The organism is Escherichia sp. MOD1-EC7011, assembly GCF_002965005.1.
GTDB classification, from domain to species: domain Bacteria; phylum Pseudomonadota; class Gammaproteobacteria; order Enterobacterales; family Enterobacteriaceae; genus Escherichia; species Escherichia ruysiae.
Genome location: NZ_PTRD01000003.1, coordinates 90,811 through 105,512, shown reverse-complemented (window position 1 = coordinate 105,512; position 14,702 = coordinate 90,811). Strand labels below are relative to the sequence as shown.

Here is a 14,702-nt window from a genome sequence, read left to right as displayed (position 1 = left end):
CATCAGTCTCAGGCCGGGCGGGTAATACCATCCGGCCGTTTTCATTTAAGCCACTTCCAGCACTTCTTCTGTCGCTTTAACGCCCTGATGCATCAACATCATTAACGCCTCAAGGACACCGCCGCCAATCGCCCTGGCTTTATCTGAAACACTGGTGAAATCGGCCGTTTCGCCACGAGGATCGATATCACCGATTTTAAAACCACCGACCACCGCCAGTCCGTCGTTCAACAAGCCACGCACCATCCCCGTCAACGGCGCTTTAATTTCATGCTCACCAATCCAGGCAATCACATCGCCCTCTTTCACCAGATCGCCTAATTTCACATTGGATCGCATAATGCCTGCCGCCGGAGCACGGATCACACGTCGGGTGGTGTGCCCCATGATATTACCGGGAACACCGGTATTCTCCTGCGCACAACCGGAGTAAATCACCTGACCGAGCCAGTGCCCGCGATTCGTTTCAATTACCGCATGGCAATCTTTCCCTGCGGTAAACCCCGGCCCAAGCGCGATCGTCACCGGTGCCATATCTGCACGCGTACCCAAATTCTGTTTCGCAAGAATAGCGTCCACAACGCAAAGCGGTTTCAGTTCATCAAGCAGTGAACAGGCAGGATCTACCATCACCGAGATGAATCCACGTTCGGTAAGTTTCATCGCCTCCGCAGAAGTTGTTGCCAGACGGGCGGTCACACCTTCAACCGTCATTTCGTCGTCGAACACGGCCTGGGCAAACGCTACGGTACAACGAATCACCGTTGGCTTTTCCACTTCCAGCATGATCACTTTGAACCCCGCATGATACAAGCGTAACGCCACACCACTGGCGATATCTCCCGCGCCGCGAATTACCACCAGTTGGTGTCCGGAAGGATGCGTAGGTTTCATCATCAGCCCACCCGGCGCGTTATTTTTCACCTGTAATATTTCTGCCAGCACGCTGATGGCGATCTCCTGAGGCGTTTCCGCACCAATGTTGTAACCAACCGGCGCGTGTAAACGGGCAATATGTTCTTCAGCCACGCCTTTCTCGCGCAATTGACGCAGGAAAAGCTGCACCTTGCGGCGACTTGCCAGCAAACCCAGCCATGCAATGGGCTGTTCAATGAGTTTATCGAGGGCTTCACGATCCTGATTATTCGTGGCAATCAGGACAAAATTATCAGGGCGAATCTCCAGTGCTTCTACTGCCGCGCCAAACGAATCGGCATGGAGAAGCGTAGTTGACGGCGGGAAAAGTTCAGGATTGAGGCTTTCGCGATAAATATCGGCAACGGCGATATCAAACCCTAATAGCGCAGCACTCTGGGCAATCGCCCGGTTGACATGCCCCGCGCCGATCAACACCAGACGTGGTCTCATACCATGCACGCTGATAAACACTGACATTGCGCCTCCGCAATCTGACCCGACGGCATCCGCGCCGTTACGAGCCATGCGCCCGTGGAATAATCGCGGCTTACGTTCCTGCAATGCCTGAAGCGACTCTTCAATCACCTTCCGCTCAACCATTCCGCCGCCAATTGTGCCGACGATAGAACCATCGGCACGCACTAACATTTGTGCAGAATGACGGGGTGTAGAACCTCGGCTATCCACAATTTGCGCCATCGCAAACGGACAATTTTGCTCTTCGAGTTTTGCAGCCTCTGTGAAAATATTCATACCAACCTCAATGGATATCCTTTCAGTAACCCGGAATGTCCGAGCTGCTAATTCACAAATCTGCGCGCGATTGCAGGATCTTCTTGTATATCGCCCAGCCAGATTGCCTCTACGTCGTGTTGTTGCAGCGGTTTGAGTAGCTCGCTTTGCGCAATCGCATTCTCACATTGAGAAAAACGGTTAATGAACCAGATTCGCCGACAGCCTTGCGGTACGTTTTTAAACGCCCCCTGCGGATGGCGAACCAGCGCAACGAGATCGCTCAGCTGCAAGGTTGCATCAGGTGTTAACCCTGTAATCTCAGCGAACTGCGACCAGCGATGGACATTTTCAGCACCAACTTTAGTGCCCAAAATATGCCCTCCCATCACAGCAATCACGCAGCAACTGCTTTTAGGTATGCAAGGTTCGTGCTCATCTGGCGCTTTTAACGGCATTCCACGCGAGCCATCTGCCTCAATGAGAATTACGTCACATTCTGGTCGTTGCGCCAGTACATCAATGGTATCTGGCGTAAATCCCTGCGCTTTTCCCTGTTTCGCTTTGAAGCGGTGAAAACAAAATGCAATGGGGGATGTGAGAGGCGCATGAGGAAGCATGGCGGGATCGCGACAGAAAACCACGGGCCAGTGAGACGTTGGTATAAACATATGTGTCGTCGTCGTGATTAACACGCGCCTGCCACTAGACTGAAGTAACTCTGCCAGCCAAAAAAGCAGACTGGTTTTCCCCCCTGCACCAACAACAGAAATGACTGCCGGAGCGTTCTGCACGCCTAAATCAATGAATAATGCTGATGGGTCAATTATACTTTTCACGAGTCTTCATAGACCTCTCTGGGATAAATTAGCCCACAAATTCATTAACCAGGAAGTAACGCAATTTTCAGGCGTTATTAACCGATATAAATAATGGAATCACTATGTCATCTATCGACTGTATAATTACCGCTGCTGGATTATCATCAAGAATGGGACAATGGAAAATGATGTTACCCTGGCAACAGGAAACAATTCTTGATGCAAGTATCAAAAACGCGTTGCAGTTTTGTAGTCGAATTATTTTAGTTACGGGTTTTCGCGCTAATGAACTGCACCATCGCTACGAGAACACTGGCAATATTACTCTTATTTATAATCCAGATTATGAGCAGGGCTTACTGACCTCGGTGAAGGCTGCGGCTCCCGAAGTGCAAACTGAACATTGCTTTATTACTCATGGTGACATGCCAAGTCTTAATGCCAATATATTTAATAAAATCTGGAAGTTACGCAACAACGGTGCAATTCTCCCACTCCACAATGGTATCCCTGGTCATCCCATTTTAATCTCAAAATCGAGTCTGATGCAGGCTATCCAACGTCCCAACGTGGCCAATATGCGTCAGGCATTGCAAATGGGTGAACATTATTCCGTCGAAATAGAAGATGAAGAAATAATTTTAGATATTGATACCCCCGAGGACTTTATTAATGCGCAAAAGTGGCATACTGAATTTTAGAAAACCAGGTTAAACGATTGCGTTCAAATATTCATTCCGCTCAGTACCCTTTTATCATAATGATAAGGAGCCACTGATTTTGAGAAATGAGAAAAAATGATAAAACCCCTGGTAATAATAACTCTCAGTAGTGATTTTAATTCTCATTTAGCACCTGTGAGATCATTCACAAAAAACCATTAAGTTTCGAGGCGCCTCACATTTTTTTATATTTCCGAGCCAACCTGGCAATAGTGGTGCGATTGTTGCTCTGTCTCCTTAAACCACCGGATTTATCAATACCGGTCACTCAATGATATCTGTATAAGCTAAGGAGAGGGTTATGGGGGATATTATGCGTCCCATTCCGTTTGAGGAACTTTTGACGCGCATATTTGATGAATACCAACAACAACGCTCAATCTTTGGTATTCCTGAGCAACAGTTTTACTCACCCGTAAAAGGTAAAACTGTTAGCGTCTTCGGTGAAACCTGTGCCACCCCCGTCGGCCCTGCCGCTGGTCCGCACACGCAACTCGCGCAAAATATCGTCACTTCCTGGCTGACTGGCGGACGCTTTATCGAACTAAAAACCGTCCAAATTCTTGACCGCCTGGAGCTGGAAAAGCCCTGTATCGATGCCGAAGACGAATGCTTTAACACCGAATGGTCAACCGAATTTACCCTGCTTAAAGCCTGGGATGAATACCTCAAAGCCTGGTTTGCCCTGCATCTTCTCGAAGCCATGTTCCAGCCTTCTGATTCTGGTAAATCGTTTATCTTTAATATGAGCGTCGGTTACAACCTCGAAGGCATTAAGCAGCCGCCGATGCAGCAGTTCATCGACAATATGATGGACGCATCTGACCATCCGAAATTCGCTCAATACCGCGATACGCTGAATAAACTCCTCCACGATGACGCATTTTTAGCCCGCCACGGATTGCAGGAAAAACGTGAAAGCTTGCAGGCCTTAGCAGCCCGTATCCCCACCAGCATGGTACAAGGCGTTACCCTCTCCACCATGCACGGCTGCCCTCCGCATGAAATCGAAGCCATTTGCCGCTACATGCTGGAAGAAAAAGAGCTGAACACCTTTGTGAAACTCAACCCGACCTTACTGGGGTACGCGCGTGTTCGTGAGATTCTTGATGGATGTGGGTTCGATTACATCGGCTTAAAAGAAGAGTCATTTGATCACGACCTCAAGCTAACGCAGGCGCTGGAAATGCTGGAACGCCTGATGGCGCTGGCAAAAGAAAAATCACTCGGCTTTGGCGTCAAACTGACTAACACTCTCGGCACCATCAATAACAAAGGCGCACTGCCTGGTGAAGAGATGTATATGTCCGGCCGTGCACTGTTCCCGCTCTCTATCAATGTCGCGGCAGTTCTGTCCCGTGCCTTTGACGGCAAACTGCCAATTTCTTATTCCGGTGGTGCCAGCCAGCTGACTATCCGCGATATTTTCGATACTGGCATTCGCCCTATCACCATGGCAACCGACTTACTGAAACCCGGCGGCTATTTGCGTTTAAGTGCCTGTATGCGCGAGCTGGAAGGCTCCGACGCCTGGGGACTTGACCACGTTGACGTGGAACGACTGAGCAAGCTGGCCGCAGATGCGCTGACCATGGAGTACACCCAGAAACACTGGAAGCCAGAAGAGCGTATAGAAGTGGCAGAAGACCTGCCGCTGACCGACTGCTACGTTGCCCCCTGTGTCACTGCCTGCGCCATCAAACAGGATATTCCGGAATACATTCGTCTGCTTGGCGAACATCGCTATGCCGACGCGCTGGAACTCATCTACCAACGTAATGCCCTGCCCGCCATTACTGGTCACATTTGCGATCACCAGTGCCAGTACAACTGTACCCGCCTGGATTACGACAGTGCGCTGAATATCCGCGAACTGAAAAAAGTCGCCCTGGAAAAAGGCTGGGATGAATATAAGCAACGCTGGCACAAACCAGCCGGTTCCGGTTCTCGCCATCCGGTTGCCGTCATTGGCGCAGGTCCGGCGGGTCTGGCAGCAGGCTACTTCCTTGCCAGAGCGGGTCATCCGGTGACGCTATTTGAACGCGAAGCTAACGCCGGCGGCGTGGTGAAAAATATCATTCCACAGTTCCGTATTCCTGCTGAGTTGATTCAGCACGATATCGATTTTGTTGCCGACCACGGCGTGAAATTTGAGTATGGCTGTTCACCGGATCTGACCGTCGAACAGTTAAAAAATCAGGGCTTCCACTATGTTCTGATTGCCACCGGCACCGATAAAAACAGCGGTGTGAAGCTGGCGGGCAACAACCAGAATGTCTGGAAATCGCTCCCCTTCCTGCGCGAGTACAACAAAGGCGCAGTGCTCAACTTGGGTAAACATGTGGTGATTGTCGGTGCGGGTAACACCGCAATGGACTGCGCCCGTGCGGCGTTACGCGTTCCGGGCGTTGAAAAAGCGACTGTCGTTTACCGTCGTTCACTACAAGAGATGCCAGCATGGCGCGAAGAGTATGAAGAAGCACGACACGATGGCGTAGAGTTCCGTTTCCTCAATAACCCAGAACGTTTCGATGCGGATGGCACCTTAACGTTGCGCGTTATGTCGCTTGGCGAACCCGATGAGAAAGGCCGTCGCCGTCCGGTTGAAACCAACGAAACAGTAACGCTACACGTAGACAGCCTGATCACCGCCATTGGCGAACAGCAGGATACCGAAGCCCTGAACGCAATGGGCGTGCCGCTGGACAAAAACGGCTGGCCTGATGTCGACCATAACGGCGAAACTCGTCTGACTGACGTCTTTATGATTGGTGACGTACAGCGCGGTCCGTCCTCTATTGTCGCGGCTGTCGGAACGGCTCGACGAGCCACCGATGCCATCCTTAGTCGAGAAAATATCCGCTCCCACCAGAGCGATAAATACTGGAACAACGTCAACCCGGCGGAAATCTACCAACGTAAAGGCGATATCTCTGTCACCCTGGTGAACAGTGACGATCGTGACGCGTTTGTCGCCCAGGAAGCCGCTCGCTGCCTTGAATGTAACTACGTTTGCAGCAAGTGTGTGGATGTCTGCCCTAACCGCGCCAACGTCTCAATTGCCGTCCCTGGCTTCCAGAACCGTTTCCAGACGCTGCACCTCGACGCTTACTGTAACGAATGCGGCAACTGCGCTCAGTTCTGCCCGTGGAACGGTAAACCGTACAAAGACAAAATCACCGTCTTTAGTCTGTCGCAAGACTTTGATAACAGCAGCAACCCAGGCTTCCTGGTGGAAGATGATCGTGTGCGTATACGTCTGAATAACCAAAGCTGGGTGCTGAATATCAATAGCGAAGGTCAGTTCGACAACGTACCGCCAGAGCTGAACGATATGTGCCGCATCATTAGCCATGTCCACCAGCATCATCATTATCTGCTGAGCCGCGTGGAGGTGTAATCATGTTGATTCTGAAGAATGTCACCGCAGTACAGTTACACCCGGCAAAAGTACAGGAAGGCGTCGATATCGCCATCGAAAATGATGTGATTGTCGCGATCGGCGATGCTCTGACGCAGCGTTATCCTGACGCCAGCTACAAAGAGATGCATGGCCGGATTGTGATGCCTGGTATTGTCTGCTCACACAACCATTTTTACTCGGGACTTTCGCGCGGAATTATGGCGAACATCGCTCCCTGCCCGGATTTCATCTCAACGCTGAAAAATCTTTGGTGGCGGCTCGATCGTGCCCTTGATGAAGAGTCGCTCTATTACAGCGGGCTGATTTGTTCACTCGAAGCAATCAAGAGCGGATGCACGTCGGTTATCGATCACCATGCGTCCCCAGCTTATATCGGCGGGTCGCTCTCGACGCTGCGCAACGCATTTTTAAAAGTTGGCCTGCGTGCGATGACCTGTTTTGAAACCACTGACCGTAACAACGGCATCACAGAGTTACAGGAAGGTGTAGAAGAAAACATCCGTTTCGCCCGTCAGATTGACGACGCAAAGAAAGTAGCTACCGAGCCATATCTGGTGGAAGCGCATATTGGTGCTCACGCGCCGTTTACCGTGCCGGATGCCGGTCTGGAAATGCTGCGCGAAGCCGTAAAAGCCACCGGGCGTGGTTTACACATTCACGCTGCTGAAGACCTTTACGACGTTTCTCACAGTCACCACTGGTACGGCAAAGATCTGCTGGCACGACTGGCGCAATTCGATCTTATCGACAGTAAAACGCTGGTCGCCCACGGCCTGTATCTGTCGAAAGAGGATATCGCCCTGCTTAATCAGCATGACGCGTTCCTGGTACATAACGCCCGCTCCAACATGAATAACCATGTTGGTTACAACCATCATCTTAGCGATATCCGCAATCTGGCACTGGGAACCGACGGTATCGGTTCAGACATGTTTGAAGAGATGAAATTCGCCTTCTTTAAACATCGTGACGCTGGTGGTCCGCTGTGGCCTGACAGTTTTGCCAAAGCCCTGACTAACGGCAACGAACTAATGAGTCGCAACTTTGGTGCGAAATTCGGCCTGCTGGAAGCAGGTTATAAAGCCGATTTAACCATTTGCGATTACACCTCGCCAACGCCGTTGCTGGCGGACAATATCGCCGGTCATATCGCTTTCGGCATGGGTTCAGGCAGCGTTCACAGCGTGATGGTCAACGGTGTGATGGTCTATGAAGACCGTCAGTTTAACTTCGATTGCGATTCCATTTATGCGCAAGCCAGAAAAGCCGCCGCCGGTATGTGGCGTCGGATGGATGCGCTGGCATAAATGACAGATACCCTCTTCCTTCAAGGAAGAGGGTTAAATAAGGAAAGAAGATGATTGAACAATTTTTCAGACCCGACTCTGTCGAACAGGCGCTGGAACTGAAGCGCCGCTTCCAGGATGAAGCCGTCTGGTTTGCCGGGGGCAGCAAACTCAACGCCACACCAACCCGTACCGATAAAAAGATTGCCATTTCCTTACAGGATCTGGAACTGGACTGGGTTGACTGGGATAACGGCGCATTGCGTATTGGCGCAATGTCTCGCTTGCAGCCACTGCGTGATGCGCGATTTATTCCTGCAGCTTTGCGTGAAGCCCTCGGCTTTGTCTACTCTCGCCATGTTCGTAATCAGTCCACCATTGGTGGCGAAATCGCCGCCCGGCAGGAAGAGTCGGTGTTGCTTCCCGTCTTGCTGGCACTGGATGCTGAACTGGTTTTTGGCAACGGCGAAACGCTGTCAATTGAGGACTACCTGTCCTGCCCATGTGATCGTCTGCTGACAGAAATCATCATTAAAGATCCGTATCGCACCTGCGCGACTCGCAAAATTAGCCGTTCCCAGGCTGGGTTAACGGTGGTGACTGCGGCCGTTGCATTAACCGACCACGACGGTATGCGAATTGCGCTGGATGGCGTCGCCAGTAAAGCACTGCGTCTGCACGATGTCGAAAAACAAAATCTGGAAGGTAATGCACTGGAACAGGCCGTCGCCAACGCCATTTTCCCGCCGGAAGATTTGCGGGGCAGCGTGGCCTATAAACGCTATATCACGGGAGTTCTGGTAGCCGACCTGTATGCCGACTGCCAACAGGCTGGGGAGGAAGCCGTATGATTATCCACTTTACTTTAAATGGCGCGCCCCAGGCGCTAACCGTTAATCCTGGCGAAAACGTGCAAAAGCTGTTGTTTAACATGGGAATGCACTCTGTACGCAACAGTGATGATGGTTTCGGTTTTGCCGGTTCTGACGCAATTATCTTTAACGGTAATATCGTCAACGCATCCCTGCTTATTGCCGCACAGTTAGAAAAAGCAGACATTCGTACCGCAGAATCGCTGGGCAAATGGAACGAATTAAGTCTGGTTCAACAAGCAATGGTTGATGTCGGCGTGGTGCAGTCCGGTTATAACGATCCGGCTGCGGCTCTGATTATTACCGATCTTCTTGATCGCATCGCCGCACCTACCCGCGAAGAGATCGACGACGCGCTTTCTGGTCTGTTCAGCCGCGATGCAGGCTGGCAGCAATACTACCAGGTCGTTGAACTGGCGGTTGCACGTAAAAATAACCCACAGGCCACGATTGATATCGCCCCGACTTTCCGCGACGACCTTGAAGTCATTGGTAAGCACTATCCTAAAACTGATGCAGCGAAAATGGTGCAGGCGAAACCCTGCTATGTTGAAGACCGCGTAACGGCTGACGCCTGCGTCATTAAAATGTTACGTAGCCCACACGCTCACGCACTGATTACTCATCTGGATGTCAGCAAAGCTGAAGCCTTACCGGGCGTCGTTCACGTTATTACTCACCTGAATTGCCCGGATATCTACTACACACCTGGTGGTCAGAGCGCACCGGAACCGTCACCACTTGACCGCCGCATGTTCGGCAAGAAAATGCGTCATGTCGGCGATCGCGTTGCTGCGGTAGTCGCTGAAAGTGAAGAAATTGCGCTCGAAGCACTGAAGCTCATTGACGTTGAATATGAAGTGCTTAAACCGGTAATGTCGATCGACGAAGCAATGGCAGAAAATGCACCTGTCGTGCACGATGAACCGGTGGTGTATGTCGCTGGTGCGCCAGATACTCTGGAAGATGACAACAGTCATGCAGCCCAGCGCGGCGAGCATATGATCATTAACTTCCCTATCGGTTCTCGCCCACGCAAAAATATCGCCGCCAGTATTCATGGTCATATTGGCGATATGGATAAAGGCTTCGCCGATGCCGATGTGATCATTGAGCGAACCTATAACTCAACTCAGGCGCAGCAATGCCCGACTGAAACACATATCTGCTTTACCCGCATGGATGGCGATCGGCTGGTTATTCACGCCTCCACTCAAGTACCGTGGCACTTACGCCGCCAGGTTGCGCGCCTTGTAGGCATGAAACAACATAAAGTTCATGTCATTAAAGAACGCGTAGGCGGCGGTTTTGGTTCCAAACAGGACATCCTGCTGGAAGAAGTGTGCGCCTGGGCAACCTGCGTGACCGGGCGTCCGGTGCTGTTCCGCTACACCCGTGAAGAAGAGTTTATTGCCAACACTTCTCGTCACGTCGCGAAAGTCACCGTCAAACTGGGGGCGAAAAAAGATGGTCGCCTGACGGCAGTGAAGATGGATTTCCGCGCCAACACAGGCCCTTACGGCAACCATTCACTCACCGTACCGTGTAACGGGCCGGCTCTGTCGCTGCCGTTATATCCGTGCGATAACGTCGATTTCCAGGTCACCACCTACTACAGCAACATTTGTCCAAATGGTGCTTATCAGGGTTATGGCGCACCGAAAGGTAACTTCGCGATCACCATGGCATTAGCGGAACTGGCTGAACAGTTACAGATCGACCAACTGGAAATTATCGAACGTAACCGGGTACACGAAGGGCAAGAGCTGAAAATTCTCGGTGCAATCGGTGAAGGTAAAGCGCCGACCTCCGTTCCTTCCGCCGCCAGCTGCGCACTGGAAGAGATCCTGCGTCAGGGTCGCGAGATGATCCAATGGTCTTCACCGAAACCGCAAAATGGTGACTGGCGCATCGGTCGTGGCGTTGCCATTATCATGCAGAAATCGGGTATCCCGGATATCGATCAGGCTAACTGCATGATCAAACTGGAATCTGATGGCACCTTTATCGTTCACTCCGGTGGTGCGGATATCGGAACCGGCCTGGATACTGTGGTGACCAAACTGGCGGCAGAAGTGCTGCACTGCCCGCCGCAGGACGTGCATGTTATCTCCGGTGACACCGACCATGCGCTGTTTGATAAAGGCGCGTATGCCTCGTCCGGTACTTGTTTCTCAGGCAACGCGGCGCGTATGGCTGCGGAAAATCTGCGGGAGAAAATCCTGTTCCACGGTGCACAAATGTTGGGTGAGCCACTGGAAGATGTTCAACTGGCAACGCCGGGCGTCGTGCGCGGTAAGAAAGGCGAAGTGAGTTTCGGGGATATTGCCCATAAAGGCGAAACCGGTACTGGCTTTGGTTCGCTGGTGGGAACAGCCAGTTATATCACGCCTGATTTCGCCTTCCCGTATGGTGCAAACTTTGCTGAAGTTGCCGTCAACACGCGTACCGGTGAAATCCGCCTGGACAAATTCTACGCCCTGCTGGATTGCGGTACGCCGGTCAATCCGGAGTTAGCGTTGGGACAAATCTACGGCGCCACCCTGCGTGCTATCGGGCACAGTATGAGCGAAGAAATCATTTATGACGCCGAAGGTCACCCGTTAACCCGCGATTTACGCAGTTACGGCGCACCGAAAATTGGCGACATCCCACGTGATTTCCGTGCCGTACTGGTGCCGAGCGACGATAAAGTCGGCCCGTTCGGGGCGAAGTCCATCTCGGAAATTGGCGTAAATGGCGCAGCACCAGCAATTGCTACTGCAATTCACGATGCCTGCGGCATCTGGTTACGCGAATGGCATTTCACTCCGGAGAAAATACTCACCGCGCTGGAAAAAATATAAGTAATAAATGGCCGCTTCGGCGGCCTGGATTGCTGACAAATGCGAAATTGCCTGATGCGCTGCGCTTATCAGGCCTACATGTCGACTGCAATATATTGAGTTAGCATGATTTGGTAGGCGGATAAGGCGTTCATGCCGCATCCGGCATGAACAAAGCGCGATTTATCAACAATCTGTTACCGCTTCGGCGGCCTGTTTCTCTGTTTGAACGATGACTAAATAGTAACTGCGAAAATGAGATAAGCCGTTCTCAAGGCGTCCTGCGCTCCAAATTCGTGGGTATTTATTTTACTGATTCAGATGATCAAATTTACTTTAAAAGGAGTGAAGGGATGTCTGATATAAACCATGCAGGTTCCGACCTTATATTTGAACTGGAGGATCGCCCTCCCTTTCATCAGGCTATTGTTGGCGCAATTACCCATCTGTTGGCAATTTTCGTTCCGATGGTGACTCCCGCATTAATTGTGGGTGCGGCCTTACAACTTTCCGCAGAAACGACCGCCTATCTGGTTTCAATGGCAATGATCGCCTCCGGCATTGGAACATGGTTACAGGTAAACCGTTATGGCATCGTAGGTTCCGGTTTACTCTCCATTCAGTCAGTCAATTTTTCATTTGTTACCGTCATGATTGCACTGGGCAGCAGCATGAAAAGCGACGGTTTCCACGAAGAATTAATCATGTCGTCGCTGCTTGGCGTTTCCTTCGTTGGCGCATTTCTGGTTGTCGGTTCTTCTTTTATCCTGCCTTATCTACGTCGGGTTATCACCCCCACCGTCAGCGGCATTGTGGTGCTGATGATCGGCTTAAGCCTGATTAAAGTCGGCATTATCGATTTTGGCGGTGGATTTGCAGCCAAAAGCAGCGGTACGTTCGGCAATTACGAACATCTCGGCGTTGGTTTATTGGTTTTGATTGTGGTGATCGGCTTTAACTGCTGCCGTAGTCCGTTGCTACGCATGGGCGGGATCGCCATTGGGCTTTGCGTCGGCTATATCGCGTCGTTATGCCTTGGCATGGTGGATTTCAGCAGTATGCGCAACCTGCCGTTAATCACTATCCCACATCCGTTCAAATACGGGTTTAGTTTCAGCTTCCATCAGTTCCTGGTGGTCGGCACGATTTATCTACTTAGCGTGCTGGAGGCAGTAGGCGATATCACCGCCACGGCAATGGTTTCCCGCCGTCCTATTCAGGGAGACGAATATCAGTCACGGCTGAAAGGTGGCGTGCTGGCAGATGGTCTGGTCTCTGTTATCGCCTCCGCAGTCGGTTCATTACCATTAACCACCTTTGCGCAAAATAACGGTGTTATTCAGATGACCGGCGTCGCCTCACGTTATATCGGGCGAACCATCGCGGTTATGTTGGTTATCCTCGGGTTATTTCCGATGATCGGCGGCTTCTTCACCACTATCCCCTCGGCAGTTCTGGGGGGTGCAATGACGTTAATGTTTTCCATGATTGCCATTGCCGGTATCCGCATCATTATCACCAATGGCTTAAAACGCCGTGAAACACTTATCGTCGCCACCTCATTAGGTTTAGGTCTTGGTGTTTCCTACGATCCCGAAATTTTTAAAATATTGCCTGCCTCTATTTATGTATTAGTTGAAAACCCTATTTGTGCAGGCGGGTTAACTGCGATTTTATTAAATATTATTCTCCCTGGTGGCTACCGACAGGAAAACGTTCTGCCTGGTATTACCTCAGCGGAAGAGATGGATTAAAAGTAAAGGAGTCAATGATGTCAGGAGAACACACGTTAAAAGCAGTACGAGGCAGTTTTATTGATGTCACCCGTACAGTCGATAACCCGGAAGAAATCGCCTCTGCACTGCGTTTTATTGAGGATGGTTTACTACTCATTAAACAAGGGAAAGTGGAATGGTTTGGCAAATGGGAAGACGGAAAGCATCAAATTCCTGACACTATTCGCGTCCGTGATTATCGCGGCAAACTGATAGTTCCGGGCTTTGTCGATACACATATCCATTATCCGCAAAGTGAAATGGTCGGTGCCTACGGTGAGCAGTTGCTGGAATGGTTGAATAAACACACATTCCCCACAGAGCGTCGTTATGAGGATTTAGAATACGCCCGCGAAATGTCGGCGTTTTTCATCAAGCAGTTATTGCGCAACGGCACAACTACGGCGCTGGTGTTTGGGACTGTTCATCCGCAATCCGTTGATGCGCTGTTTGAAGCCGCCAGTCATATCAATATGCGTATGATTGCCGGCAAGGTGATGATGGATCGCAATGCGCCGGATTATCTGCTTGATACCGCAGAAAGCAGTTATCACCAAAGCAAAGAACTGATCGAACGCTGGCACAAAAATGGACGTCTGTTGTACGCCATTACACCGCGCTTCGCACCGACTTCATCTCCCGAACAGATGGCAATGGCGCAACGCCTGAAAGAAGAGTTTCCTGATACGTGGATACATACCCATCTGTGTGAAAACAAAGATGAAATTGCCTGGGTGAAAGAACTTTATCCTGAACATGATGGTTATCTGGATGTTTATCACCAGTATGGCCTGACCGGTAAAAACTGCGTCTTTGCTCACTGCGTCCATCTGGAAGAAAAAGAGTGGGATCGTCTCAGCGAAACTAAATCCAGCATCGCGTTTTGTCCAACCTCCAACCTTTATCTCGGTAGCGGCTTATTCAACTTGAAAAAAGCATGGAATAAGAAAGTCAAAGTCGGCATGGGGACTGACATTGGTGCCGGAACCACCTTCAACATGCTGCAAACACTGAACGAAGCCTACAAAGTGTTGCAGTTACAGGGCTATCGTCTCTCAGCATATGAAGCGTTTTACCTTGCCACGCTCGGTGGCGCGAAATCTCTGGGACTTGACGATCTGATCGGCAATTTTATACCAGGCAAAGAGGCTGATTTCGTGGTGATGGAGCCTACCGCCACGCCACTGCAGCAATTGCGCTATGACAACTCTGTTTCTTTAGTCGACAAATTGTTCGTGATGATGACGTTGGGCGATGACCGTTCTATCTATCGCACCTACGTTGATGGTCGTCTGGTGTACGAACGCAACTAATAATAAACCTCGTG

Annotated in this window: 9 protein-coding genes; 7 read left to right on the top strand and 2 right to left on the bottom strand. The window is 50.8% G+C overall.

Annotation, left to right across the window (positions count from 1 at the left end):
• Positions 1-45 precede the first annotated feature (45 nt).
• The gene (yqeB, locus tag A7098_RS02050; protein WP_105280256.1) at positions 46-1,671 is read right to left on the bottom strand and encodes a selenium-dependent molybdenum cofactor biosynthesis protein YqeB; all 1,626 of its coding nucleotides are present in this window, start codon (positions 1,669-1,671) and stop codon (positions 46-48) included.
• Between the two features lie 47 nt (positions 1,672-1,718).
• Positions 1,719-2,489 carry a selenium cofactor biosynthesis protein YqeC gene (gene yqeC, locus A7098_RS02045; RefSeq protein ID WP_105280255.1) on the bottom strand — a complete coding sequence of 257 codons (771 nt, stop codon included), beginning with the start codon at positions 2,487-2,489 and terminating at the stop codon, positions 1,719-1,721.
• A 104-nt stretch (positions 2,490-2,593) separates the two neighbouring features.
• On the opposite strand from yqeC, the gene mocA reads away from it, so the two are divergent.
• From mocA to guaD, 7 genes are all read left to right on the top strand, one after another.
• Positions 2,594-3,172 (top strand): molybdenum cofactor cytidylyltransferase, encoded by a 579-nt coding sequence (gene mocA / locus A7098_RS02040; protein ID WP_105280254.1) that lies wholly within the window; start codon positions 2,594-2,596, stop codon positions 3,170-3,172.
• Positions 3,173-3,494: 322 nt separating this feature from the next.
• Entirely contained in the window at positions 3,495-6,593 is a 3,099-nt protein-coding gene (ygfK, locus tag A7098_RS02035) for a putative selenate reductase subunit YgfK (protein WP_105280253.1), read from the top strand.
• A 2-nt stretch (positions 6,594-6,595) separates the two neighbouring features.
• Complete coding sequence (gene ssnA / locus A7098_RS02030) at positions 6,596-7,924, top strand: putative aminohydrolase SsnA (protein ID WP_000906294.1); 1,329 nt, start codon at positions 6,596-6,598, stop codon at positions 7,922-7,924.
• A gap of 50 nt (positions 7,925-7,974) precedes the next feature.
• Entirely contained in the window at positions 7,975-8,754 is a 780-nt protein-coding gene (gene ygfM / locus A7098_RS02025) for a molybdopterin-dependent oxidoreductase FAD-binding subunit (RefSeq protein ID WP_105280252.1), read from the top strand.
• Complete coding sequence (locus A7098_RS02020) at positions 8,751-11,621, top strand: molybdopterin-dependent oxidoreductase Mo/Fe-S-binding subunit (protein WP_105280251.1); 2,871 nt, start codon at positions 8,751-8,753, stop codon at positions 11,619-11,621. Before ygfM ends, A7098_RS02020 begins: the two co-directional genes overlap by 4 nt.
• Positions 11,622-11,953: 332 nt before the next feature.
• Positions 11,954-13,354 (top strand): xanthine/proton symporter XanQ, encoded by a 1,401-nt coding sequence (xanQ, locus tag A7098_RS02015; RefSeq protein WP_001280173.1) that lies wholly within the window; start codon positions 11,954-11,956, stop codon positions 13,352-13,354.
• Positions 13,355-13,371: 17 nt separating this feature from the next.
• Entirely contained in the window at positions 13,372-14,688 is a 1,317-nt protein-coding gene (guaD, locus tag A7098_RS02010) for a guanine deaminase (protein WP_010347969.1), read from the top strand.
• Positions 14,689-14,702 lie beyond the last annotated feature (14 nt).

Excerpts from the sequence above, each read along its gene's own strand:
- yqeB (WP_105280256.1), bottom strand. The coding sequence starts at position 1,671 with ATGAATATTTTCACAGAGGCTGCAAAACTCGAAGAGCAAAATTGTCCG.
- A7098_RS02020 (WP_105280251.1), top strand. The coding sequence starts at position 8,751 with ATGATTATCCACTTTACTTTAAATGGCGCGCCCCAGGCGCTAACCGTT.
- ygfK (WP_105280253.1), top strand. The coding sequence starts at position 3,495 with ATGGGGGATATTATGCGTCCCATTCCGTTTGAGGAACTTTTGACGCGC.
- ygfM (WP_105280252.1), top strand. The coding sequence starts at position 7,975 with ATGATTGAACAATTTTTCAGACCCGACTCTGTCGAACAGGCGCTGGAA.
- xanQ (WP_001280173.1), top strand. The coding sequence starts at position 11,954 with ATGTCTGATATAAACCATGCAGGTTCCGACCTTATATTTGAACTGGAG.
- ssnA (WP_000906294.1), top strand. The coding sequence starts at position 6,596 with ATGTTGATTCTGAAGAATGTCACCGCAGTACAGTTACACCCGGCAAAA.
- guaD (WP_010347969.1), top strand. The coding sequence starts at position 13,372 with ATGTCAGGAGAACACACGTTAAAAGCAGTACGAGGCAGTTTTATTGAT.
- mocA (WP_105280254.1), top strand. The coding sequence starts at position 2,594 with ATGTCATCTATCGACTGTATAATTACCGCTGCTGGATTATCATCAAGA.